Origin of the sequence: Polaribacter sp. Z014, from assembly GCF_023555435.1 — a bacterium.
Lineage (GTDB): Bacteria > Bacteroidota > Bacteroidia > Flavobacteriales > Flavobacteriaceae > Polaribacter.
This window is the reverse complement of record NZ_JALCZP010000012.1, coordinates 25,039-50,767: the sequence shown is the minus strand read 5'-3', so window position 1 is coordinate 50,767 and position 25,729 is coordinate 25,039. Positions and strand designations below refer to the sequence as shown.

Sequence of the window (25,729 nt, the reverse complement as noted above, 5' to 3'; positions counted from 1 at the left end):
AATTATTTTAATTTGCAATAAAAGTACATTTATTTTACTCATAATTTCCTTACTTTTGCGTCTATAATTATTAATTACAATTAATACTAGATGAAAACAGTTCAATTCAGAGAGGCAATTTGTGAGGCAATGAGTGAAGAAATGCGCAGAGATGAAAGCATTTATTTAATGGGCGAAGAAGTTGCAGAATATAATGGTGCTTACAAAGCATCTAAAGGTATGTTAGATGAGTTTGGTGCTAAACGTGTTATAGATACACCTATTGCTGAACTTGGTTTTGCTGGAGTTGCAGTAGGTTCTGCTATGAATGGTCTTAGGCCAATTGTAGAGTATATGACTTTTAATTTCTCTTTGGTTGGTATTGATCAAATTATAAATAATGCTGCAAAAATTAGACAAATGTCTGGCGGACAATTTAATTGTCCTATTGTTTTTAGAGGTCCAACGGGTTCTGCTGGTCAATTAGGAGCAACACACTCACAAGCATTTGAAAACTGGTTTGCAAACACACCGGGTTTAAAAGTAGTTATACCTTCTAATCCTTATGATGCAAAAGGTTTATTAAAAGCGGCAATTAGAGATGACGATCCGGTTATTTTTATGGAGTCTGAACAAATGTATGGAGACAAGATGGAAATCCCAGAAGGAGAATACATTATCCCTATTGGAGTTGCAGACATAAAAAGAGTTGGAACAGATGTAACTATTGTTTCTTTCGGAAAAATTATTAAAGAAGCTTATAAAGCTGCAGATGAATTAGCCAAAGAAAATATTTCTGTTGAAATTATTGATTTAAGAACAGTGCGTCCTATGGATCATGCTGCTATTATAACTTCAGTAAAAAAGACTAACAGATTAATTATCTTAGAAGAATCTTGGCCATTTGCAAGTATTTCTACAGAAATTACATACAGAGTGCAAGATGAAGCTTTTGATTATTTAGATGCTCCAATAAAAAGAATTACAACAGCAGATACACCTGCTCCATATTCTCCTGTATTATTAGAAACTTGGATACCTAATTACAAAGACGTAATAAAAGCAGTAAAAGAAGTATTGTATATAAAGTAAAAAAATTACTTCTATAAAATTTTAAAAAAAGAGGCTGTCTAAAAAGACCGTCTCTTTTTTTTGTGATTATAATTTTTTTTTAAAAAAAAGTATTGATTTGGGGTTTTATGGGGGTGAAAAGTCAGGTTACTTAGAAAATCTATCGTTAGTATCTATAGAGTCTTCTCTCTTTGGGTGTGGTTATTTTGCTCTAGGGAAGCATTCTGTTCGTCTCTTTACTGTGTTTTACATTAGACAGATAATTGGTCTTTAGAGGATATCTAATAAGTAGAGTGGAACTTCAAATTATCAACCAATAGAATTTGTTGATAATTTTAATCAAAGGTAGATATCCAAGGGTTTAATTCCTGTAGGCTTTTCTATAAGTGAAAATAGGTGTTTAGAAAGCTTATCTGGTGCTCTTAGTTTGAGGTTGTTGATTCATAATCTAAAAATAATAAAAAAATAAAAGGTCGTCTAAAAATAATTTAGACGACCTCTTTATATTTTACTAAAAGTAGTAAGATTATTTAACTGGTTTTACAGTTTTAATAATTCTTGCAGCAACTTTATATGGATCTGCGTTTGAAGATGGTCTTCTATCTTCTAGCCATCCTTTGTATCCTTTTTCTACAACGATAATTGGAATACGGATTGATGCACCTCTATCAGAAACACCCCAAGAGAAATCAGTGATTGCAGCAGTTTCATGCTTACCAGTTAAACGTTGGTCGTTAAACTCACCATAAATTTCAATGTGTTCTTTTACTACTGGACGGAAAGCTTCACAAATTTCGATGTACTTATCTTTAGAACCACATTCTCTTAATATTGAATTAGAGAAGTTAGCATGCATTCCAGATCCATTCCAATCAGTGTCTCCTAATGGTTTTGGATGGTACTCAATGTACATTCCTCTACCTTCAGTTAAACGGTCTAATAGGTATCTAGAAATCCAAATCTCATCTCCTGCCTTTTTAGCTCCTTTTGCAAACAATTGGTATTCCCATTGTCCAGATGCAACTTCTTGGTTAATTCCTTCAAAGTTTAAACCAGCATCAATACATATATCTGCGTGCTCTTCTACGAAATCACGTCCGTGAGTATTTTTACCACCAACAGAACAGTAGTACATTCCTTGTGGAGCTGGGTAACCACCTCTTGGGAAACCTAATGGTAAATCTGTACTAGTGTCCATTATAAAGTATTCTTGTTCAAAACCGAACCAGAAATCGTTATCATCATCTTCAATAGTAGCACGTGCGTTAGACTCGTGTGGAGTTCCATCAGCATTCATTACTTCATTCATAACCAAATATCCATTTCTTCTTTGTGGATCTGGATAGATAGCAACTGGTTTTAAAATACAGTCAGAAGCACCTCCTGAAGCTTGTTTTGTAGATGAACCATCAAATGACCAAAGGCCTAATTCTTCAATAGTACCTTTAAAGTCTTCATGTTCTTCAACTTTCGTTTTACTTCTAAGGTTTTGAGTAGGAAAATACCCATCTAACCAAATGTATTCTAATTTAATCTTTGCCATAATATTTTAGTGTTTATGTGATGTTTCTTTTACAAAAATCAATTATTTTCATCAGATATCAAAAAAAAGAGGGGTAAAATGTTTAAAATCAATAAAGAATAATTTTATCCCTAATTTTTAAAGGGTATATTTGTTTAAAGTTAAAAATAAGCAGAAAATTTTCATAATATGTCAAGGATTAGATTTAGTGCTTTGCAAGAAACCTTGCATAGAAGTCCATTAAAAATACTTCAAGTTGAAAAAAGATCAACATTATTTGGTCAAAATGTATTTAATAAATACGCTATGCAACAGTACCTTACGCACGCAGCTTACCAAAGTGTAATGAATGCAATTGATGTAGGAACTAAAATAGATCGTAAAATTGCAGACCAGGTTGCGGTTAGTATGAAAGATTGGGCAATGTCTAAAGGAGCAACGCATTATACGCATTGGTTTCAGCCTCTTACAGGTGCAACGGCAGAAAAACACGATGCTTTTTTTGAATGTATCAACGGAGGTTTGGCTATGGAAAAATTTGATGGAGAACAGTTGGTTCAGCAAGAACCAGGTGCTTCTAGTTTTCCTAATGGTGGAATAAGAAACACGTTTGAGGCAAGAGGTTACACGGCTTGGGATCCAACATCACCCGCTTTTGTTTACGAATCTACACTTTGTATTCCTACGATATTTGTAGCGTATACAGGGGAAGCCTTAGATAATAAAACGCCATTATTAAGAGCTTTGCAAGCTATAGATACACATGCAACTGCAGTTTGTAAATATTTTGATAAAAATGCGAATAAAGTAAATGCAACCTTAGGTTGGGAGCAAGAATTCTTTTTAATAGATGATGCTTTAATACTATCTAGACCAGATTTACAATTTACAGGCAGAACTTTAATTGGGCACACACCAGCAAAAGGGCAACAATTAGGAGATCATTATTTTGGAACTATTCCTGCTAGAGCAATGAGTTTTATGCAAGATTTAGAGCAAGAATGTATGTTGTTAGGCATTCCTGTAAAAACAAGGCATAATGAGGTTGCACCAAATCAGTTTGAAATTGCCCCTATTTTTGAAGAAGCAAATTTAGCGATAGATCATAATTCATTGCTAATGGATGTGATGGAAAAAGTTTCTCGAAGACATAAATTTAAAGTTTTGTTTCATGAAAAACCATTTAAAAATATTAATGGTTCGGGTAAACATAATAACTGGTCTTTAACTTCAGATAACGGAACCAATTTATTAAGTCCGGGTAAAACACCCATGAAAAATTTGCAATTCTTAACCTTTTTTGTAAACACAATAAAGGCCGTTTACACGTATGAAGAATTGTTAATGTCTTCCGTAGCAACCGCTAGTAATGATTACAGGTTAGGAGCCAAAGAAGCACCACCAACAATCATGTCCGTTTTTGTTGGTAAACAATTATCGGCCGTTTTAGATGAGTTAGAGAACGTAACCAAAGGGAAACTTTCTCCACAAGAAAAAACAGATTTAAAACTGAATATTATTGGTAAAATACCAGAAATATTATTAGACAATACAGATAGAAACAGAACATCACCATTTGCATTTACAGGAAATAAATTCGAATTTAGAGCTGTAGGTTCTTGGGCAAATTGTGCCAAACCAATGACGGTTTTAAATACCATTGTTGCAAATCAATTAAAAGAATTTAAAATTGAAGTAGATGCTTTAATAGATGAAAAAGGTCTTAAAAAAGACGAAGCTATATTTAATATTTTAAGAGAATATATTAAAGATTCTAAATTAATTCGTTTTGAAGGCGATGGTTATGGCGAAGCTTGGGAAAAAGAAGCCAAAAAAAGAGGATTAAGTAATAACAAAACAACACCAGAAGCTTTAAAAGTAAGAATTACCAAAAAAGTAATTGATCTCTTTGAAGAAATGAAGGTGATGAATAGTATAGAGCTAGAAGCTAGATACGAAATAGATTTAGAGGATTATACCAAAAAAATTCAAATAGAAAGTAGAATTTTGGGAGATATGGCAAAAAATAGTGTAGTGCCAACAGCAATTATTTATCAAAATACCTTACTAGAAAATACTAAAAATTTAAAAGAAATATTTGGAGGCGATTACAAAAACATTGCAAAAGAACAAATTGAGTTAATTATGATTATTTCCAATCATATTACCGAAATTAATTCTTTGGTAAACAAAATGGTAGACGAGCGCAGAAAAGCAAACAAGCTTAAAGGCTTAAAAAGTGCCGAACATTATTGTAAAAAAGTAAAACCATTTTTCGAGCAAATACGCTATAATTGCGATAAGTTAGAAACTATGGTAGACGATAATTTATGGCCACTTAATAAATACAGAGAGTTGCTATTTACTAAATAAATAGCAACTAAATTATTCATCTATTAAAAAGTATGGGTTTAAATTGAGAATTATTCATTTTTGAACCTGTTTTTATAGGTGTTTTCACCCTTTTTTAATTTTTAGTTTATTGATTTACAGCTTCTTGTGTTTTATTTTCTTTAAGAGCTTTATTTATTCTAGGAATTAGATTGATAATTTCTTATATTTACGATGTTATAACAAGTAGAAGATTAAACTATATAGTTTGCCACAACTCTTAATTGAGCTGACTGAAAATGAAAAGTTATTTTTTAATGACAGAACATTTTACCCCCTAATAATTTTAATTACCCCTAAAAATTTTTAAGAGTACCTCAATATTCAATTCATCTTGAATAGAGATTGATGTGCTAAATTTTTAACTAACGTATTTTAAATTATTTATCATGAAAAAATTAATAATAATGGCTATGTGCATAGCTACAGGTACTATGTTTGCGCAATCGAACACAAGTTCTGTTAATCAAACAGGAAATACAAACACTTCTGCAGTAACACAAGTAGGATTGACAAACGACTCTAAAGTTGTGTCTTTAGGTAATTCAAATAGTTCTACAGTATACCAAGCCGGTAATACTGCAAACCCAACAGGTAGTTTAAATAAATCTGATGTTATACAACATGGAGATCTTAATACTTCTGATGTGAATTCTCTTGGTCGTGGAAACGGATCTAAAGTAAATCAAGCAGGAGACGGAAATGATGCAGATGTTGATCAAAATGGAAATTGGAATACCTCTAGAGTAAACCAAGGTTTGGTAAATAGTGGTGGTACTATTTCTCGTATAGGAAATGGTAATGAAGCTGCAGTAAATCAAGATGGGACAGATAATGCTTCTGTTATTAATCAACGAAGTGCAACGCCAGGTCAGGAGAGTAATGATAATGATGCTTTTGTAAACCAAGTTGGTGACGATAACATTAGTAATATAAGTCAAGATGGAGATTTAAATTTAGCTGATAATAACCAACTAGGAAATGCAAATGACTCTAGTGTAAATCAGATAGGAGATTCTAATGATTCAGATGTAGATCAAACAGGAGATTCTAATATTGCTCGTACATATCAAGGAGGAATGGGTAACATGAGTGATATAGTAAGTAATGGTAATGGTAACTTTGCAGATACTGCTCAACAGGGTACAGGCAATGATTCAGATGTTAATCAACAAGGAGATGCTAATTTTTCTGAAGTAGATCATCAAGGTAACTCTAACGTAGCTCGTACTTACCAAGGAGGTAACGATAATACTAGTACTATTAGTTCTGTAGGAAATTCTAATTTTGCAGACACTGCACAACAAGGGACTTTTAATGATTCTGAAGTAGATCAACAAGGAAATGATAATTTTTCTGAAGTAGATCAACAAGGAAATGATAATTTATCTTTTGTTTATCAGATAGGAAATGACAATGATTCTAATGTTTTTCAAGTTGGAGATAATAACGGTTCAGGAGTGTATCAACAAGGTAATGATAATGATTCTGATGTTACGCAAGATGGAACAAATAATAATTCTTTAGTAATGCAAATGGGAGATTCAAACAAATCTACTGTAGATCAAGATGGAGATGGTAACTTAAGTGGAGTGCTACAATTAGGTACTTTAAATACGTCTATAGTAACTCAAAATGGTATTGGTAATATTAGTGGTGTTGCTCAAATGGGATCAGGCCATGTAAGTGATGTTAATCAATTAGGAGACGCTAATGTTAGTGCTGTTATGCAGCTTGGTAATACACATACAAGTGGTGTTGACCAAATGGGAAACAATAACACTTCTGTTGTAATGCAAAGTAACTAATTAGAAGCTTTTATAGTATAATTTACTTATAAGGTATAAGAGCATAAATAATGCTCTTATGCCTTATAATAATAAAATACAGCCAGTATTAATATTCAGTTTAATAAAATAAAATTATGAAAGAGATTTTTAAAATTTTAATTGCTGTTACATTCTTTTTTTTGACTCATATTACTGCTGCTCAAACTTTTAAGGATTCGGGTGCTTCAAACAATATTTCTGGGTTTAATACGCAAGCTTCTCAAGAAAGCTTTTTATTAGGTTTAGATAATAAAGTAAATAAAGGATTAGCTATAGAAAATAATTCTGTTTATGTAACACAAGTAGGGAATAGTAATAGTTTAAGTAGTACAACTAAATCGCAAGAAGGTAACATGGTTGTTATACAAAGCGGTAATCTAAATAAAGTATTTTTAGAATTAAATAGTATTAAGTTAACAGAAGCTGTAATTCAGAACGGAAACAATAATACATTTTTAGATTACAGTTTATTTAAGTCTGATGTAAGAAATGCAGAAGTTAATCAAACGGGAAATAATCAAAACTTAACAATGTCTGGGGCTAATTCGTTATCAGAAAAAATGAAAGTATCGATGCAGGGTCAAAATCAAAGCATTATTATAAGAAATTTTTAAAAACAATAATGTTATGTTTTTAAATAGAATTAGAATTATACTAACAGTAGTTATTGTATTTTTTTTAACTTTTGAAGTTTCTGCTCAGTCTTATAATACTGAGGTAGAAGCAAAGCTTCAAATAAAAGAAGAAAACGGTAGGCTTAATGTAAAAGGAACTGCACTTAATAAAACTTCAAAAGCAATAAAAATTAGCTATAAATTATCTGTATTTAAGACTGGTTCAAATAAAAATATTTCTAGTAATAAACAATCAGGTAAATCTATTCTAAATACTAATGAACAAAAATACTTGTCATCAACATCAATTAACTTTAATAAAGAAACAAAAGTTATAATTCTACTTTTAATTTACGACTCCAATTTAACTATTATAGGTAAAGATAGGGTTGTGTTTAATGATAATAAAGAAAATAATATAGCTGTTAAAAAAGACATCGCTTATAAAGTTAATAACACTGTAGCTAAATTTTCAAAACAGGTAATAAATGAAGATTTTGAAGCCAAAATACAGGTAAATAACCAAAATGAAATTATAATAATTAACGGGACCGTTTTTAATAAAACAGAAATAACAAGTAGTTTAAAATATAAGTTTACTGTTTTTAATAAAAATGAAGGTGAAAATAATATAGAAGAAGAAAAAGACAGTCGATTTATATTATCTGCAAATGAAAAAGTTAATTTATCTTCAATAGCTTTTAAGTTAAATGGAGATATCAAAAAAATAGCTGTTCTTTCAATTTATAATTTAGATAATATTCTAGTTGCAGAAGACAGAATTGTGTTTAATGAAGGTTTAAATGATAAAATAGTAAGAAAGAAAGAATTGAATAAAAAGTTAAAGCAAGAACAAGAAAATTCAAAAGATGTTAGTATTGGGGTTAAAGATGGTATTGAGTTAAGAGGTATTGTTGTGGAGGATACCAAAACAAAGCCGGGTAGAGATTTCTATAAACTATTTTCTTCTTTGTATACTAGAAATAACATTAATGGTAATGAAGTAGTGAAAGTTAAAGAGGTTTTGGCAATTGGAAGAAATACAAAAATTCAAGTTATTGTTGGTGATGATGTGGTGTTTTCGTTTTTTGTTAGGCCTAGTATAGATTATTTAACAAAAATAAATGACTATGCCATAATTAAGGTATATAAGCACTTTAAAAATTCAGAAAAAGAATCTAAAACAATTAAATACTACTAAAGAAATATGAAAAGAAATTTATTTATTATGTTATTCTTTACGGGATACATATGTATAGGTCAGCAGCTTTCTTATAAGCCAATAAATCCAGCTTTTGGCGGTGAAACGTTTAATTACCAATGGTTATTAAGTTCTGCAAATGCGCAAAACTCTTTTAAAGATCCTAGTATTGTTAAGGATAAAGAAGAAGGCTCATTAGCGGCATTTTCTGAAACGTTGAATAGGCAAATATTAAGTCAGTTGTCTAGTTCGTTGTTTAAAACTCAATTAGGAGAAAAATTACAAGAAGGAAACTTTACTTTTGGTAGCTTAGCTTTAGAAATTTATGATTCAGCAGAAGGTTTGGTCGTTAATATTTTAGACACAGATACTGGAGAACAAACACAAATTATAGTTCCTAACTAATATCTTACTCACTTATATGTTAAATTATAGATATACTATTATACTACTTTTATTATTAACTAGTTGTGGCTCTTTTTTTAATCAACCTTATAAACAAGAACGAGCGAGATTAGGGGAAACTACAGTGGTATCTCAAAAGTTAAAAAATTTTCCTTTACCACAAGAACCTGTAGTAGCAGCTGTATATAATTTTAAAGACCAAACAGGTCAATATAAAGCTATAGAAAATGGTAGTACTTTTAGTACCGCTGTATCACAAGGTGGTACTGCAATGTTAAATAAAGCCTTAGAAGATTCTAATTGGTTTACAGTTGTAGAAAGAGAGAACCTTAGTAATCTTTTAAACGAAAGAAATATTATAAGGTCTACTAGAGCCGAGTTTACAAAGAAAAATAATACACGTAATAATACTTCTTTACCTGCCCTTTTATTTGCAGGAGTTTTATTAGAAGGAGGTGTTATCTCTTATGATACCAATATAATTACAGGTGGCGCAGGTGCAAGATATCTTGGAATTGGAGGGTCTACAGAATATCGGCAAGACAGGATTACGGTATATTTAAGGGCGGTTTCTACGTCGAATGGAAAGGTATTGAAAACCGTATATATATCTAAAACTATATTATCACAAGCTTTAGCATTAAATATATTTAAGTACGTTAAGTTTCAAAGGTTGTTAGAGTCTGAAGTTGGTTTTACTAAAAACGAACCGGTTCAATTAGCAATGAAGGAAGCTATAGATAAAGCTGTAGAGAACTTAATTATTGAGGGTATTATTGATGGGTTATGGGCGCCTAAAGGAGGTGAGCCTGTAGTAAAGATTGTTAAGGATAATTATTTAAAAGAAGTAGCTGAAGCAGAATCTACAGTTTTGTATAATAGAGAGCTAGAGCACAGACGAGGTAGGTTTGCAGCAAATGTTTCTATAGGTTCCGCAGTTATGGATGCTGATTATCCAGATCCAAAAATGGGTATATCTACTCATGCATCCTTAAAGTATTTTTTTAAAAATCCTAACTTTAATGTAAATGTAGGAATAGGGTATGCAGAATTAGAAGCGCTCCAAACTAAAAACCCGATGCTAACTTCTGACGTAAATTTGGAATATAATATTTTGCCCTATGATAATTTTACCCCTTTTGTTTATGGCGGATTTGGCTCAGTTATTAAAGACGTACGAAAATTAGATAGAATATATGGGAAGTTTCAATATGGTATTGGTTTAGAATATTTGCCGTTAAATAATGTAGGTATTAAAGTTTTTGGAGAACAAAATATGGTTTTTACTGATAATTTAGATGGTTTAGTACACGGAAAAAGAGATGATTATTTTTGGAGGTTAGGTGTTGGTGTGAATTTTTATTTTGGAAAATCAAAAGAGAAAGAAAAGTCGGTAATTTTTGAATAACAAAAAAAATAAATATGGAAAAAGTATTTAAATCAGTAATAGTTCTTGCATTGAGTTTTTTTATAAGCTGTAGTGAAGATACTGTAGACTTAAATGGAATTGGAGAGGGAGACATAACAGGAAGAGTAGTTGAGGTTGGTAGTTTTGATCCAATAGAAAATGCGAAAATAACATTAAGCCCATCGGGAAATACAGTTTTTACGGACGAAATGGGCTATTTTAAAATAGAAGGTGTATCCGTGGGTGATTATTCTGTAAGTGCAATTAAGGATTTATATTTAACTAAATTTAAACCTGCAACCGTTGCAATAGATAATACCGTAAATGTAATTTTTGAATTAGAGGATGATACCGTTTTAAATAGACCGCCATCTACACCAAGTCTAATTACTCCGGTAGATGGAAGTGAAGGACATGCTCTTTCGTTGGAATTAACGTGGTCTTCTAGTGATCCGGAATTAGATTCAATTACGTATAGAATTGAAATTAAAAATGCAAGTAATAATGAAGTGATTAATATAGAAGATGTAAAAGATACATCTTATGTGGTTGCTAATTTAAAATATGGAACCAAGTATTTTTGGCAGGTTATAGCAAATGATAACATAAATTCAGAGGTTTTAAGTGCTGTTAATTCTTTTAAAACAAAAGTAAATCCTGAAAATAGATATTTGTTTGTTAAGAGGTTTTCTAATGGAAATAGTGGTATCTATTCTGCAAGTTATAATAGTGCTACTAGTAGTTCTGAAAATGAGGTGGAGTTAACAACTTTAAATGTAAATAGTTGGAGACCTAGAAAAAATCAAGCTTCTGGGTTAATTGCATTTTTAAGAACGTTTAATAATGAAACACATTTGTATACGATGAATGAAGATGGGTCTAACGAATTAAAAGTAACATCGGCTATACCGGTTGCAGGTTTTAACTTAAATGAAATTGATTTTTCTTGGTCTACTAACGGAGAAAAATTGATTTATCCCAGTTATGATAAATTGTTTAGTATAAATAAAGATGGTAGTGGGCTTCAGTTAATATACCAAACCTTAGACGGAAGTTTTATTACAGAATGCGATTGGAGTAACGATGGTACTATGATTGCCTTAAAAACAAATGATGTAACTGGTTATAAAGCATCTGTATATACAATTAACATGGCAGGAGACGTTTTAACTACTATTTTAACGGGAGTTAAAGGGGCTGTTGGTGGTATTAACATTTCTGCAGATAATAAACTACTGTTATATTCATACGATGTTTCAGGATTTGAAAGATCAACATATAGGCAATTAGATACACAAGTTTTTGTCTATAACTTTTTAACCACAAGCACCAAAAATGTATCTGTAGAAAAACCAGTAGGTACTTTAGATTTAGATCCAAGGTTCTCGCCCAACGAATCTGAAATTATTTTTGTGAACACGTCTAATGATGGTCTGTCTTTAAAATCTATTTATAAGGTAGATGTAGCCTCTAAAGTTTCTGTAGATGCACGAGTATTGTTGTTTTCAGATGCAATTATGCCAGATTGGGAATAATTTTACTTAAAAGATGAGATATTAAAAACCAAATGACAAAAATCATTTGGTTTTTTTATGATGCCACATAAAAGAAAGTTAAATTTGCAATCAACAACAACACAACAACATGAGTAAAGAAGTTTCTAAAAGATACGCACAAAGAGGTGTTTCGGCATCAAAAGAAGATGTGCACAATGCAATTAAGAATATAGACAAAGGTTTATTTCCAAAAGCATTCTGTAAAATTGTTCCAGATTATTTAACAAATGATGATGATTATTGTTTAATCATGCATGCAGACGGGGCAGGTACAAAATCTTCTTTAGCATACATGTATTGGAAAGAAACCGGCGATATTTCTGTTTGGAAAGGCATTGCACAAGATGCTTTAATTATGAATATTGATGATCTTTTGTGTGTTGGAGCAACAGATAATATTATGTTATCTTCTACTATTGGTAGAAATAAAAGTAAGATTCCTGGAGAAGTTTTATCAGCCATTATAAACGGTACAGAAGAGTTAATCGAAGACTTAAAAGGTTTTGGAGTTACCATTCATTCCACCGGAGGAGAAACTGCAGATGTAGGCGATTTAGTGCGTACCATTATTGTAGATTCTACAGTAACTGCACGTATGAAACGTACAGATGTTGTTGACAATGCAAACATAAAAGCAGGAGATGTAATTGTTGGTTTAGAGTCTTTTGGACAAGCAAGTTACGAGACTGAATATAATGGAGGTATGGGGTCTAACGGATTAACATCTGCAAGACACGATGTGTTTCATAAATATTTAGCAGAAAAATATCCAGAAAGCTTTGATGCTGCTGTTCCTGAGGAACTAGTGTATTCTGGTAATACAAAATTGACGGATTCAGTAGCTGATTCTCCTATTGATGCAGGTAAATTGGTGTTGTCTCCAACAAGAACATATGCGCCAATAATTAAAAAAATACTATCTAATTTTTCTTCGGATAAAGTACACGGAATGATTCATTGTTCTGGCGGTGCGCAAACAAAAATTTTACACTTTGTAGATAATTTACACATTGTAAAAGACAACATGTTTCCAATTCCACCATTATTTAAGTTGATACAAGAGCAATCTAAAACAGATTGGAAAGAAATGTATCAGGTTTTTAACTGTGGGCACAGAATGGAAATTTATGTAACTCCAGAAATTGCAGAAGATATTATCGCAATTTCTAAATCTTTTAATGTAGATGCAAAAATTGTAGGTAGAGTAGAGGCTTCAGAAACTAAAAAATTAACAATTACAAGTGAGTATGGCGTTTTTGAATATTAAAAAGCCAAGTCATTCTTAAATTATATTAAAACTAAAACTCCAACTGCTTCTATAAGTAGTTGGAGTTTTTTGTTTTGTTTAGCGAATGTGTTTTTGATAGCTCGTTATTCTATTTCGTTTTTAGATAACCTTTTTTTTTGTTTTTAATTTCTACCAGCCATAACACCACCATCGGTATCCCAAATAGCACCTGTTACCCAAGACGCTTTGTCTGATAATAAGAAGATGATACTATTGGCAATATCTTCAGATTCACCAAAACGACCTATTGGGTGAAAATCATTAAAGCCAACCAATGCTTCTTTTGCAGCTTCTTCACCTCCAAAAACACCATGATACACAGGAGTGTTTACTAAAGCTGGTGATACAGCATTTACACGAATGTTATCGTCTGCTAATTCCATAGCCAAATGTTGAGTTAACGAATGTAAACCTGCTTTTTGCATAGAATATGCCGTAGAAGGTGTTGCTTTTACGGCTTGTTTTGCCCACATAGAACCTACATTTACAATAGCACCTCCATTGGTCGCTTTCATTTTTTTAGCGGCACTTTGTGTGATAAAAAAGAATCCTCTATTTAAATCTAAATAAGAATTATAATCTTCCATTGTATGATCTAAAAATGGTTTAGGACCAAAAATTCCAGATGCATTTACCAAATAATCTAAGTTCTCTAAACCATCAATTTTAGCCATTAGTGCTGCAACTTCAGAGGTGTTAGAAATATTTGTTTTGTGTTTAATTAAGTTGGTTGCATCGGCAATTTTATCCGTATTTCTTCCTACAACATGTACTGTTGCTCCTCCTTCTAATAATGCATTTGTTGTTGCGTTACCAATACCACTTGTTCCGCCAATTACTAAGGCTACTTTATTTGTAAATTCTTTCATTTTATTTATTATTTTATGATTAATTAATTCCAATTTGGTTTTTTCTCAATTAAGTATCCGTCAGAAATGTTGCTTCCTTTAAATGAATTCTCTTTGGCTTGTATTACGATAAAAGAGAAAAGTGCATCCGAATTATTTCTGATAGCTCTTTCTGTATCTGTTGCAACTCTTACAATCGTTCCTTCTTTTAGATCTACATAATTATCATTAAGAAGTAATTGTCCTCTCCCTTTAACGGCTATATATATTTCTTCGTTTTCTTTGTGTTTATGAAGTAGTGGAATTGCCGTGTGTGGTGGCATCGTATTAAATGATATTTCGGAACTGGTTAGTCCTAGCTCATCTTTTACAAACTTTTTACCATCTAATTTAAAATCTGGACTTGGTTGAAATACATTTTCAGTCAGATTGGAGAATTCGCCTAATTCTAGTTTTGAATAATCGCTTGATGTGTTGTTTTCTTTCATAATAAATTGTTGTTTAAAAACAGACAGACAAGTCTGTCTTTGTTGAGGTAAATTTTTTTAGGTTATTATTTTTTCACATAAATTTTTAGCCTCTATAATAGGCCAATCTTGTTGGTGTAAGTGACTTTCTCCTACTGCACTTTCGTAAAGTAAATAGATTTGTCTTGCAAGTGAACTTACTTGCTCGCTTTTTAGGTGTTCAAGATTGTTGGCAGTCAGTCTGGTGATAAGTGCAATCAATTCGTTTTTTTGAGACTGAATTTCATTTCTAATAATCACATTGTCTTTTGGTATTTCTGAAACCGTTTTAATACACCAACAGCCGTTAAAATCTTTATCTTGATAAAATAATCGAAGAAAATCGAATATGGCTAAGACTTGATCTGTTCCTTTTGGTTTTGATGTGGTGAACTTTTCAAAATCTTCAATAAAATTGATATTCTTATATTGAAGATAGGCCAAACAAATCTCTTCTTTAGATTTAAAATGATTATAAAGTGTAGCCTTAGCAATACCAGCTTCTGCAATAATCTGGTTTATACCTGTAGAATTATACCCATTCTTATAAAATAAAAAGGAGGCTGTTTCAGTAATTCTATTTTTTACTTCACCATGTTTCATACTGCAAATATATAATAAAACATTTAAAACAGACAAGTCTGTCTGTTTTATTTAATAATTTAATTTGGGCTACTATTTATAAGTAAATAGATTGCTTTTTAAATTAGGTGTAAGTAATATAAAAGATGATCCTTGTTTATAATCATTATAAAAACACAAAACTTTATGGTTTTCCGTAGTTTAAAAAAGTGTCTCGTAAAAAGTTGAAAAATGGTATTATTTAAGTCTTTTTTTATCCCAAAAAGTCCTTTATTTTTTATACAAACGGTCTAAATAAATTTTAAAATGCTGATATTTAGCGATGTTGTTTTACGCAATAATATTTTAATAAAAATTAAATTATTTGTTAACTTTTCTGTGTTCATAAGTTTTATTTGGTTGATTTTAAGTGTGTTAATTTATTTTCTTGTAAACTTTATGATAATTGTCATCTTTTAGGTTGTACATTTGTGGGATATTTATCGAACAAAAAATAATCTAATTGCTATATCATACAATGAAATCTTCAACAATACTTATTCCAACAAAAACATATTCTAGAGACGAAGCTTTAAAAGCTGCTCTTAACTATTTTAAAGGCGATGAATTAGCTGCATCTGTATGGCTAAATAAATATGCTTTAAAAGATTCTGCAGATAATATTTACGAAAGCACTCCAGATGAAATGCATCAGAGAATTGCATCAGAAATAGCAAGAGTAGAGCAAAAATATAGCAATCCATTAACAGAATCAGAAATTTTTGATGCTATTAAAGATTTTAAATATATAGTACCTCAAGGAAGTCCGATGGCAGGAATTGGAAATCCTTTTCAAATAGCTTCTTTGTCTAACTGTTTTGTAATTGGTAATAATGGCGAATCCGATTCTTACGGAGGAATCATGAAAATAGACCAAGAGCAAGTACAGTTAATGAAACGTAGAGGTGGTGTTGGGCACGATTTATCTCACATCCGCCCTAAAGGATCTCCTGTAAAAAATTCAGCATTAACATCAACCGGAATTGTTCCATTTATGGAGCGTTATTCTAATTCTACAAGAGAAGTTGCACAAGATGGTAGAAGAGGCGCTTTAATGTTGTCTGTTTCTATCAATCATCCAGATGCAGAAGATTTTATTGATGCAAAACTAGAGCAAGGAAAAGTTACCGGAGCAAATGTTTCTGTAAGAATTGACGATGCGTTTATGAAAGCGGTGAAAGATGATGCCAAATACAAGCAAAAATATCCAACGTTTAGTGAAAATCCTGTGTATACCAAAGAAATAGAAGCAACTAAAATTTGGAAAAAAATTGTACACAATGCATGGAAATCTGCTGAACCAGGAATTTTATTTTGGGATACCATTATTAATGAATCTGTGCCAGATTGTTATGCAGATTTAGGTTACAAAACGGTTTCTACAAATCCTTGTGGTGAAATTCCTTTATGTCCGTATGATTCTTGTAGATTGTTAGCTATGAACTTGTTTTCTTATGTAGAAAATCCGTTTACAAAAAAGGCAGCATTCAATTTTGAATTATTCAAAAAGCATATTGTTATTGCTCAAAGAATGATGGATGACATTATTGATTTAGAGTTAGAAAAAATTGATGGAATTTTAGCAAAAATAGATGCAGATCCAGAAGAAGAAGTTGTAAAAGCTACAGAAAGAAACCTGTGGATGAATATTAAACATAAAGCAGAAGAGGGTAGAAGAACCGGTATTGGTATTACTGCAGAAGGAGATATGTTAGCGGCTTTAAATATTCGTTATGGTAGTGAAGAAGGAAATGTTTTTTCTACAGAAGTACATAAAGTTTTAGGAGTAGAAACGTACAGAGCTTCTGTAAACTTAGCAAAAGAAAGAGGTGCATTTGCTATTTTTGATGCAGACAGAGAAAAAGAGAATCCTTTTATTTTAAGAATAAAAGAAGCAGATAGTAAACTGTATTATGATATGTTAGAGCATGGTCGTAGAAATATTGCCTTGTTAACCATTGCGCCTACAGGAACTACCAGTTTAATGACGCAAACATCATCTGGAATTGAGCCTGTGTTTATGCCGGTGTATAAGCGTAGAAAAAAAGTGAATCCGAATGATAAAGATGCACGTATCGATTTTGTGGATGAGGTTGGAGATTCTTGGGAAGAATATGTAGTTTTTCACCATCGTTTTAAACAATGGATGGAAGTAAATAACATCGATTCTTCTAAGAATTTTACACAAGAAGAAATAGACGAGTTGGTAAAACAATCTCCATATTACAAAGCAACGTCTAATGATATTGATTGGAATAGCAAAGTAGAAATGCAAGGCGCTATCCAAAAATGGGTAGATCATTCTATTAGTGTTACCGTTAATTTACCAAACGATGTAACAGAAGAATTGGTTGGCGAATTGTATTTAAAAGCATGGGAAGTTGGCTGTAAAGGAGTAACGGTTTATAGAGATGGTTCTCGTTCTGGAGTTTTAATTTCTGCGGATGATAAGAAAGAGGTTACAACAACTAATTTTTCTAAGAAACGTCCACAAACTTTAGAAGCAGATGTAGTTCGTTTTCAAAATCAAAAAGAGAAATGGATTGCCTTTGTTGGTTTGGTAGATGGAAGACCTTATGAAGTATTTACGGGGTTGGCAGATGATGAAGACGGAATTCTAATTCCGCGTTGGGTAGATAAAGGATTTATTATTAAGAATAAAAATGAAAAAGGAACTACCCGATACGATTTTCAATATCAAAATAAAAGAGGGTATAAAACTACTATTGAAGGTTTATCTCATAAATTTAATCCTGAATTTTGGAACTATGCAAAACTAATTTCTGGAACCATACGTCATGGAATGCCAATTGATAAAATTGTAGAGTTAATACAAAGTTTACAATTCGATTCTGAATCTATAAGTTCTTGGAAAAACGGTGTACAACGTGCTTTAAAACGTTATGTAGAGGATGGTACCGAAGTAAAAGGACATACCTGCGATAATTGTAATTCTACAAACTTAATTTATCAAGAAGGTTGTTTAACCTGTAAAGATTGTGGTTCTTCTAAATGTGGATAGAAACTTATAAATGCCAAATACTTGAAAAAGTATTTGGCATTTTTTTAGAGTCGTTATATTTATTGATATCGCAAGTTTTAACTTGTTGTGTCAGACGTTACCTGCAAGCTGATAAAAAATCCGAACTATAAATGAAAATAAACACATATTACATAAACGCAAGATTATTTCCGACAATTTTAACCTCAATTCCTATACTGAGCTTATATTATTTTGGTTTCAGCGAAGAATTAATAGAATTTATGACTTTTTTAGAAGGTTATAAATGGGCTAGTGACATAACTCTTTCTATTGCAACAATCTATTTCCTTGTTCAAATTAATAGATTAATTTCAAAAGAATTATTCCAAAATCTACTTTTTAAAGAAGAGTTAAATATGCCAACTACAAATTTTCTTCTTAATTCAGACTCTACCTTGGCTAAATCAATGAAATTGCAAATAGTTCAAAAAATAGCGACAGACTTTAATATTCAATTACTAGATTCAAATTCTGAAAACAATAATGAAGAAGAGGCAAGAAAAACTATTTCCAGTGCTGTAGCTCAAATTAGAAATGCAACTAGAAATAACTCTATGCTTTTACAACATAATATTGAATATGGCTTTGTAAGAAATTTAATTGGAGGAAGTGTTTTAGCTGTCATAATTTCAATTTTTAATATATTCATATTTCAATATACTTTTTCAAATTCATTTGCATTTAAACTTAATTTAGTCTTTTTATGTATCTACATTTTGCCAATCATTTTGAGTAAGTTATTGATTAACAAATATGGTAAGTACTATGCAAAAATTTTATTCGAACAATATTTAAAAAAATAAAAAATATGGATTTCAGTATCGATATGTTATCTCTTGGTAATGCAGATTGTAATATTATATGGACAAAGGCAAATAACTCTGACTTCGTTACAATAATAGACGGTGGTAATCCAAAAGATGCTAAAACTATAATTGAACATTACGAAAGTTATATAAAACCAAATATTGCATCAAATAGCCCAATCCTAATTATTAACACTCATCCTCATTCCGACCATATAGGAGGTTTAATAGATTTAGTTCATTATTTCAAGAATCAAATTCAAAGATTCTATTACAACGACCCAACCGATTATATTGCAGAAGCAAAAAGGAATGAAATAAGAAGTTTGAATGAATCATATATGTACTCTAATAAAAGAGTCCAAAAACTATTTGCTTCATTACAACAATCGGATAACCTAAGTGATGTTCTTAATCAATATGGCATTTCTAAATTAGAAGCCTTTTCTGATAATAAACTAGAACACGATTTATTTGAATTTGTAGGGCCTTCAAGAACATTTTATCTCGAACAACTTGGTTATTTCACTAATATTAATAATTTAAAAACTTCAGGTTCTAATATTCAATCTGAAAGTGAAATTAATGAACTGCAAGAAGGTCTAAATTCTTGTAAAATAGTTGACGAAAAAAATGATGCGTCCGCAGAGAATCTGACTTCGGTCTTAACGAAATTTATTGATTCTAGTAATCGTAAATACTTGTTTACAGCAGATGCAGGAGTTGATTCTTTTGAATCAGCAGAAAACAATGGTTATGACATTCGGAATTTACATATATGTCAATTGCCTCACCACGGAAGCAGAAGAAACATAAGTACAAATTGGATTAGTAATTTCAATCCGAAACAATTTTGGGTTTCCGCAAATGGAAGTAAAAAGCATCCTAGAAAAGCAGTTATTAGTTGTATCAAAAAAAATCTATCTGAATGTAATACTTACAGCACTCATAAAGGAGGTAAGAAACATATTAATTCAAAATCCAATCTTTTTCCAGAGAGAAATTGGGGGTCAGCGGAACCTATATAAAAAGTCTGCAGGTAAACTGTATATAATTTATAGCTAGCTTCTTGCCTACTAAGGAAAGTCCTCTCGGACTTTCTTGGTTGGTAATTATTTACTAAATAGTTACTTGAAACACGCAACAAACCATATACAAACATGTTCTGCTTTTTATTTAGTTAGTAAATGAGTGCTATTTTTAGTCTTACTTCATTTAAAATTATAAGATTTCTCAATCGTCTAAAAAGGCTCATTTAGAAATGACAATGTGAGTTGTTTAGTTGATTTGTGTCATTCCGAGCGAGGCACGACGAGGAATCTCATGAGGTATGGTTTTGATGACGTACAGTTTTGTCATTTCGACCCTAAGGGAGAAATCACATAATCTTTCTCAATTTAGCGTTCTCCTCTTTATGAGACTTCTCCAAAAATGTCGAAGTGACAGTTTTGTGGAGTTTTTTTGTAATTTGAAAAACGTAGTAATTAACTGATGTACAGTTTTTTTGTAAAAGACGTTATTCCGAGTGAGGTACAACGAGGAATCTCATGAGGTATGGTTTTGATGACGTACAGTTTTGTCATTTCGACCCTAAGGGAGAAATCACATAATCTTTCTCAGGTTTGCGTTATCACGGTTATGCGACTTCTCAATACTTCGAAGTGACAGTTTTGTGGAGTTTTTTTGTAATTTGAAAAACGTAATAATTAGTTAATGTACAGCTGCTTGTAAAAGACGTTATTCCGAGCGAGGCGCGACGAGGAATCTCATAGTATATGTTTTTATACGGAGATTTTTCAATCGTCTAAAAAGGGCTCATTTTTGAAACGAAAGTGTTAAATCTCGGTCTAAAAATAATAAAATAATGGTTGAATTTGAATAATTATAATCGTCAAAAGAGTAACTTTAGCATTGAAAAAAAACAATTAACAATTTAAGTAATTAAAGATGTTTACTAAACGAATTTACTTTTTAATAATAGGTCTTGTAATAGTAGGCCTAACTTCTTGTTCAAGCTCTTCAACTGAAAAAGAATTGACGTCTACAGATAATCCATTGGTAAAAGTTGCCTTAACAAAAACGAAAATGTTAAAAGCGCAGATGGAAAAAGCGCGTCTAAAAAATATAGATGTTACTCGTGAAGAAACTGTACTCTGGTTTGCTAAAGAATTTCTAAAATATGCAGACTGGGATGAAAATAATCAGGATGCTGTAACTTATTTATTTGGAGAATACCATATTTATAAGAAAGATAAGGAAAAGTACGCAGCCGAAATTCCAGATTTTGAGCGCAAGATGGTTGTACAGATTTTAGATGATGGTATTAAAGAGCTTACCAAGGTTCTAGAAAATAAGATTAAACGACGTCCTGTTAATAAAGTAGATTGGCAAAATATTGAAGTTGGAGACAACGTGTTATTGAGTAATGGCAAGCCGATTTTTCTTTACGATTATTTTTCTAAAACAGTTGGTCAGCCACTTACCAATACAGCTATTTATAACGATCATCTTGGTGCAATTTATCATGGTGGAGAAAAGTTATATAAACCCGAGCATGATAGAGCGATTAATTCATTCTTACTAAAGGAAGATCGTACTTTAGATGAAACACAATTAAAGAGAGTAACAGACATTTCTGATAAGAATGTTGGTTTTCTAATTTACTGGAATCAAGGAATTCCTGAATGGGTTGCTAAACAAGAACCAGAAGCAAGAATGGGACGTAGTACTTTTACGGGGTTTGATATTGACAATCCTTTGGTAAGAGAATTATGGGGTACTATTGCAAGTAAAACAGGAGCTATAACGAAAGGAAAAAAAGTAACTCAGCTTGGTTATATTCTTGCTAATGAACCTCACTGGCATTCCATCTCATCTGGTTGGACTAAACGTACCGGAGAAATGCAGAATATTTCTTCTTATACGCTTAACAAATTTAGAAACTGGTTAAATGCTAAGTATGATGGTGATCTAAATGCTTTAAACAAGAATTGGAGTACTAAATTTACTAGTTTTGATACCATTGAAATTAAAATTCCTTTTACTAATAAGAATGTTGTGGGTACTCCTATTTATTATGATTGGGCTCGCTACAATATGGATAGAGCTATTGATTGGTATAGCTATCTTCAAGGAGAACTTCGCAAAGGGAATCCTGAGGCAGATACCCATATTAAACAAAGTACACATCACTTTACAGGAAATGGCCGTGCTCATGGTATTGACTTAGAAACGCTTACTGAGCTAACATCTATGATTGGTGATGATGCGAAAGCAGGTGAAACTCGCTCCACAAGATCTAAGAAGCCAGAAGAGTGGGAGGAGCACTATGCATATTCTTGGGGAGAATTAGGGATGTCTTATGACTTTATGGAGTCTGTTTCGCCAGAGAAAATTCATGTGAACTCAGAATCTCATTTTCTTTCTTCTGTAAGCTTTCGTAAACTTGATACCTCTGTAGAGTATGTAGAGAGCATTCATTGGTTGGCAACGTTACTAGGAATGGACGTTAATTTAACTTGGTTTTGGGCAAGAGACCCAGACGGATCACCTGAAGGGAGATTAGAAGGTAAACTAGAATTTTCAGATAAAGCACTTGCTGGCTCGTTTGCGGGTTCTATTAACCAACAACCACAAATAGCGAATGCATACACCCAGGTTATGTACGACTTAAATGCTTTTTCCGAAGAAATTATAGAACTTCGTAAACAGCGTCGTCCATTGCGTTTATTTTACTCAGAAACTTCAGCTATTAATAAGAAAAATCACATGACTGAACAGTTTTCGATGTACGAAAAAGTCTTTTTTGATGGTTTTCCTGTCGGATTTGCCACAGAAAAGATTATTGAAAAACAAGATAATTCACTTTGGGATGTAATTCTGGTTTATAAAACAGAATTTGTTACCATAGCAGAATTAGATGCTCTTCAATCATACTTAGATAATGGGGGAACAGTAATTGTAGATAACGTTAGTTTAAGTAAAAATGAATATGGACAACCACATACAAAACACTTATCTGCTATCAAAGGAAAATTGATTCGTCTTAAGACGGATGAAACTAGAGACGAAATTAGAAAGCTTGTTTTAAAAGAAACTGAAAAAAGTAGATCTGCTGTAACACTTGTGGAAGATAATGGTACAGATCACCAAGGAGTTCATTGGAGAGTTGTTCAGCAGAAAAATGGTAAGTATTTGATTAGTATTCTAAATATCGGGAAAGATACTGCGAATATTACACTAGGTATTAAGAACATATCAAATTTTAATGTCACTAATTTGCTAACACAAGAAGCAATGAACGCGAAGTTTAAAATGGCTCCTAAAGGCGTATTATTGCTAGAACTAGAGCCTAGATAAAGCAATACAATAGAAATCTCAGTTAGGTGATTTTTATCTAACTGGGATTAAATATAAAAAATATTGAAAAATGAACTTACTTTAAAATTTTGTTCTTCTAACATAACCAAAAGAAACAGTTATCGTACTATTATTGTCATTCCTATTTTTGGCTAATGTTTTGTGGTTTTATTGATATCACAAGTTTTAATTTGTGATATCGGATGTTGGCAATAATATAAAACCCAGATTAATATGAAATTACTATTTACGAAAATATTTTTATTTATATCCATTTTAGGTTATTCTCAAATTAATTCGACTTTTGAAAAAGTTCAAAAAAAGTATGGAAATGAAAATATTGAGGAATCTCAACTTACTGAAAATCATTTTGAAATAAAAAAACTAACCGAAACAGAAACAATCAAATTCTCTTACAATCGTGAGAATATTGTGAATATAATAGATGTCGAAAATACTCAACCAATAAATAATGACCGATTTCATAAACTAGCCAAAGAACTTAACTCAAATTTTAAATTAACATCATCTGGAAATTCTGAGAACTTAATTTTTTACTACGATTCAAAAAATGAATTTTTAAATATTAAAGTTTATAAAACAAAAAACAAGGCGAAATTGAATAAAATTATATTTATTTCCGACCAAAAAGTAATAGCGGAATTAATTCCTGAAATTAAAAACTGGAAATAAATACTATTGCCAACACCGTGTATAATTAATTGCTTCGTTTCTGATCATCTGGAATATTCCTTCGGAATATTCTCAGGCTCGTGCCTTTTTGTTAACTTAGTTGCTTAACCACGCAACCAACCATACATAACAACGTAGCCAATTTTCAAAAAACGCTGAAAATGAATAATTATTTAGAAAGTGTAATAAAACAGTTTGAATATTATAAAACACTTGGAGAGAAAACTTTTGAGCAAATACCCGAGGAAAAATTATTTTGGAAATTAAATGAGGAAAGCAATAGTATTTCTATGATAGTGAAACATTTAAACGGAAATATGCTATCTCGTTGGACTGACTTTTTAACTACTGACGGAGAAAAAAAATGGAGAAAGCGAGATGAGGAATTTGATGAAGATATAAAAACTAAAAAGGAATTATTATTAAAATGGAATGAAGGTTGGAAATGTTTATTTGAGGCAATTTATCTTTTAAAGGAAAAAGACCTTGAAAAAGTAATTTATATCCGAAATATGGGACACTCAATACCTGAAGCCATAAATAGACAACTTGCACATTATCCTTATCATATTGGACAAATTGTGTTTATCGGAAAAATAGTTCAAAACGAAAATTGGAATTCACTTTCTATACCGAAAGGAAAATCAAAGGAATACAATAAAGAAAAATTTTCTAAACCGAAAAGAAAAGAACATTTTACAGATGATTTATAAAAAAAACTGGTACAACAAAGTATAAACTTTATTGCAACATTTTAAAATAGCATCTGGGTAATCTATAATGGCAATTCCTTCTTGCTGTGCTTTGCGAGCAAATGCATACGCTTCATTATTAACTTCTGTACTTTGGCGGATAAATAATGCGTCGAAAGACGATAAACGGCTAAGGTCTTTTGGATGAATTATTTCGGCATAAATATTCATCTTTTCTGCAATATCAACAAACTTTTTTAGGGCTTTTGCATTGCTTGGTGGGGCAGGATCGTTCGGGTCTACTAATATGGCTAAATCAAAATCTGAAGTGGCTAATTTGGGTGTGTCATAACGTTTCTTAGAAAAGTACTGATTCGCAAATTCATAGACACATTCTAAATGTTCTATAGGTATTTCAGATTCAGAAATAGCCTCAATACTTTGTATGTTCCATTTGTTGTTAAAGTTAAAATGAACGCGTAAAAAAGGGGCTTGAAAATGTTTGTAAAACAAACTACTTAATCCTTTATATTTTTGCGCTACATTTTGACCGAAATAAATACTTAAAGTAAAAGCTCTCGATTTAATATTTTTTAAACTTTGCTGAATTTCATCATCAAACTCTTCAGAAACAATTTTTACAAGTTTCAATGTTTTTAAATCTACAATATTTTTTACAGTAGGTATTGCTAAATGTCCTCTGGCTTCCGCTAAAAGAGAAACATAGTACCCTTTAGATTGGTAACTATAGTTTTTGCAAAGGTTAAATATTCTAGCTTTTTTTAAAGAAGCATACTTTGGGTTGGTAAGGTATTCTTGTGAGGAAATTACCGTAATATTATCAATAGAAAAAAGCCATTTTTCTGGTTGATTGGCAACAATGTATTTGTTCATTTA

19 protein-coding genes and 1 pseudogene are annotated in these 25,729 nt (G+C 31.5%); 15 read left to right on the top strand and 5 right to left on the bottom strand.

What is annotated here, in order from left to right:
* Nucleotides 1–90: 90 nt before the first annotated feature.
* Nucleotides 91–1,071, top strand: coding sequence for a pyruvate dehydrogenase complex E1 component subunit beta (locus MPF19_RS13265; protein WP_249988606.1), 981 nt, complete (start codon nucleotides 91–93; stop codon nucleotides 1,069–1,071).
* Nucleotides 1,072–1,576: 505 nt separating this feature from the next.
* On the opposite strand, the gene MPF19_RS13260 is transcribed toward MPF19_RS13265, so the two are convergent.
* Entirely contained in the window at nucleotides 1,577–2,593 is a 1,017-nt protein-coding gene (locus tag MPF19_RS13260; protein ID WP_203394177.1) for a glutamine synthetase beta-grasp domain-containing protein, read from the bottom strand.
* Between the two features lie 168 nt (nucleotides 2,594–2,761).
* Between MPF19_RS13260 and MPF19_RS13255 the strand changes: the two genes are divergently transcribed.
* The 8 genes from MPF19_RS13255 (at nucleotide 2,762) to MPF19_RS13220 (ending at nucleotide 13,243) form a co-directional block, all read left to right on the top strand.
* Nucleotides 2,762–4,945, top strand: a complete 2,184-nt coding sequence (locus tag MPF19_RS13255; RefSeq protein WP_249988605.1) for a glutamine synthetase III family protein — start codon at nucleotides 2,762–2,764, stop codon at nucleotides 4,943–4,945.
* 407 nt (nucleotides 4,946–5,352) lie between these two features.
* Nucleotides 5,353–6,771 (top strand): hypothetical protein, encoded by a 1,419-nt coding sequence (locus MPF19_RS13250; RefSeq protein ID WP_249988604.1) that lies wholly within the window; start codon nucleotides 5,353–5,355, stop codon nucleotides 6,769–6,771.
* 116 nt (nucleotides 6,772–6,887) lie between these two features.
* On the top strand, nucleotides 6,888–7,406 hold the full coding sequence (locus MPF19_RS13245) for a hypothetical protein (RefSeq protein WP_249988603.1): 519 nt from the start codon (nucleotides 6,888–6,890) through the stop codon (nucleotides 7,404–7,406).
* 13 nt (nucleotides 7,407–7,419) lie between these two features.
* Entirely contained in the window at nucleotides 7,420–8,607 is a 1,188-nt protein-coding gene (locus MPF19_RS13240; protein ID WP_249988602.1) for a CsgE family curli-type amyloid fiber assembly protein, read from the top strand.
* A 6-nt stretch (nucleotides 8,608–8,613) separates the two neighbouring features.
* Nucleotides 8,614–9,012: a curli assembly protein CsgF gene (locus MPF19_RS13235; protein WP_249988601.1), complete on the top strand. Its 399-nt coding sequence runs from the start codon at nucleotides 8,614–8,616 to the stop codon at nucleotides 9,010–9,012.
* Nucleotides 9,013–9,028: 16 nt separating this feature from the next.
* On the top strand, nucleotides 9,029–10,420 hold the full coding sequence (locus MPF19_RS13230) for a CsgG/HfaB family protein (RefSeq protein WP_249988600.1): 1,392 nt from the start codon (nucleotides 9,029–9,031) through the stop codon (nucleotides 10,418–10,420).
* Nucleotides 10,421–10,434: 14 nt separating this feature from the next.
* A complete protein-coding gene (locus MPF19_RS13225) occupies nucleotides 10,435–11,955 on the top strand; it encodes a carboxypeptidase regulatory-like domain-containing protein (protein ID WP_249988599.1) in 1,521 nt (506 codons plus the stop codon).
* A 109-nt stretch (nucleotides 11,956–12,064) separates the two neighbouring features.
* Nucleotides 12,065–13,243, top strand: coding sequence for an AIR synthase related protein (locus MPF19_RS13220; protein ID WP_249988598.1), 1,179 nt, complete (start codon nucleotides 12,065–12,067; stop codon nucleotides 13,241–13,243).
* Nucleotides 13,244–13,386: 143 nt separating this feature from the next.
* Here MPF19_RS13220 and MPF19_RS13215 read toward each other — a convergent pair whose 3' ends face one another.
* Genes MPF19_RS13215 through MPF19_RS13205 form a run of 3 tightly spaced genes read right to left on the bottom strand, consistent with a single transcriptional unit; the run spans nucleotide 13,387 to nucleotide 15,221 of the window.
* Nucleotides 13,387–14,133, bottom strand: coding sequence for an SDR family NAD(P)-dependent oxidoreductase (locus MPF19_RS13215; RefSeq protein ID WP_249988597.1), 747 nt, complete (start codon nucleotides 14,131–14,133; stop codon nucleotides 13,387–13,389).
* A 23-nt stretch (nucleotides 14,134–14,156) separates the two neighbouring features.
* Nucleotides 14,157–14,600: a cupin domain-containing protein gene (locus MPF19_RS13210; protein WP_249988596.1), complete on the bottom strand. Its 444-nt coding sequence runs from the start codon at nucleotides 14,598–14,600 to the stop codon at nucleotides 14,157–14,159.
* 57 nt (nucleotides 14,601–14,657) lie between these two features.
* Nucleotides 14,658–15,221, bottom strand: a complete 564-nt coding sequence (locus MPF19_RS13205) for a TetR/AcrR family transcriptional regulator (RefSeq protein ID WP_249988595.1) — start codon at nucleotides 15,219–15,221, stop codon at nucleotides 14,658–14,660.
* A gap of 496 nt (nucleotides 15,222–15,717) precedes the next feature.
* On the opposite strand from MPF19_RS13205, the gene MPF19_RS13200 reads away from it, so the two are divergent.
* From MPF19_RS13200 to MPF19_RS13175, 6 genes are all read left to right on the top strand, one after another.
* Nucleotides 15,718–18,261 carry an adenosylcobalamin-dependent ribonucleoside-diphosphate reductase gene (locus tag MPF19_RS13200; protein WP_249988594.1) on the top strand — a complete coding sequence of 848 codons (2,544 nt, stop codon included), beginning with the start codon at nucleotides 15,718–15,720 and terminating at the stop codon, nucleotides 18,259–18,261.
* Between the two features lie 131 nt (nucleotides 18,262–18,392).
* Entirely contained in the window at nucleotides 18,393–19,085 is a 693-nt protein-coding gene (locus MPF19_RS13195; protein ID WP_249988593.1) for a hypothetical protein, read from the top strand.
* Nucleotides 19,086–19,090: 5 nt separating this feature from the next.
* On the top strand, nucleotides 19,091–20,116 hold the full coding sequence (locus MPF19_RS13190) for an MBL fold metallo-hydrolase (RefSeq protein ID WP_249988592.1): 1,026 nt from the start codon (nucleotides 19,091–19,093) through the stop codon (nucleotides 20,114–20,116).
* A gap of 919 nt (nucleotides 20,117–21,035) precedes the next feature.
* On the top strand, nucleotides 21,036–23,447 hold the full coding sequence (locus MPF19_RS13185) for a beta-galactosidase (protein ID WP_249988591.1): 2,412 nt from the start codon (nucleotides 21,036–21,038) through the stop codon (nucleotides 23,445–23,447).
* A 234-nt stretch (nucleotides 23,448–23,681) separates the two neighbouring features.
* Nucleotides 23,682–24,140 carry a hypothetical protein gene (locus MPF19_RS13180; RefSeq protein WP_249988590.1) on the top strand — a complete coding sequence of 153 codons (459 nt, stop codon included), beginning with the start codon at nucleotides 23,682–23,684 and terminating at the stop codon, nucleotides 24,138–24,140.
* 161 nt (nucleotides 24,141–24,301) lie between these two features.
* Nucleotides 24,302–24,853 carry a DUF1572 family protein gene (locus MPF19_RS13175; RefSeq protein WP_249988589.1) on the top strand — a complete coding sequence of 184 codons (552 nt, stop codon included), beginning with the start codon at nucleotides 24,302–24,304 and terminating at the stop codon, nucleotides 24,851–24,853.
* 21 nt (nucleotides 24,854–24,874) lie between these two features.
* Here the strand turns inward: MPF19_RS13175 and MPF19_RS13170 are convergent.
* Nucleotides 24,875–25,726, bottom strand: a pseudogene (locus MPF19_RS13170) (RimK family ATP-grasp domain-containing protein); the annotation flags it as partial.
* Nucleotides 25,727–25,729 lie beyond the last annotated feature (3 nt).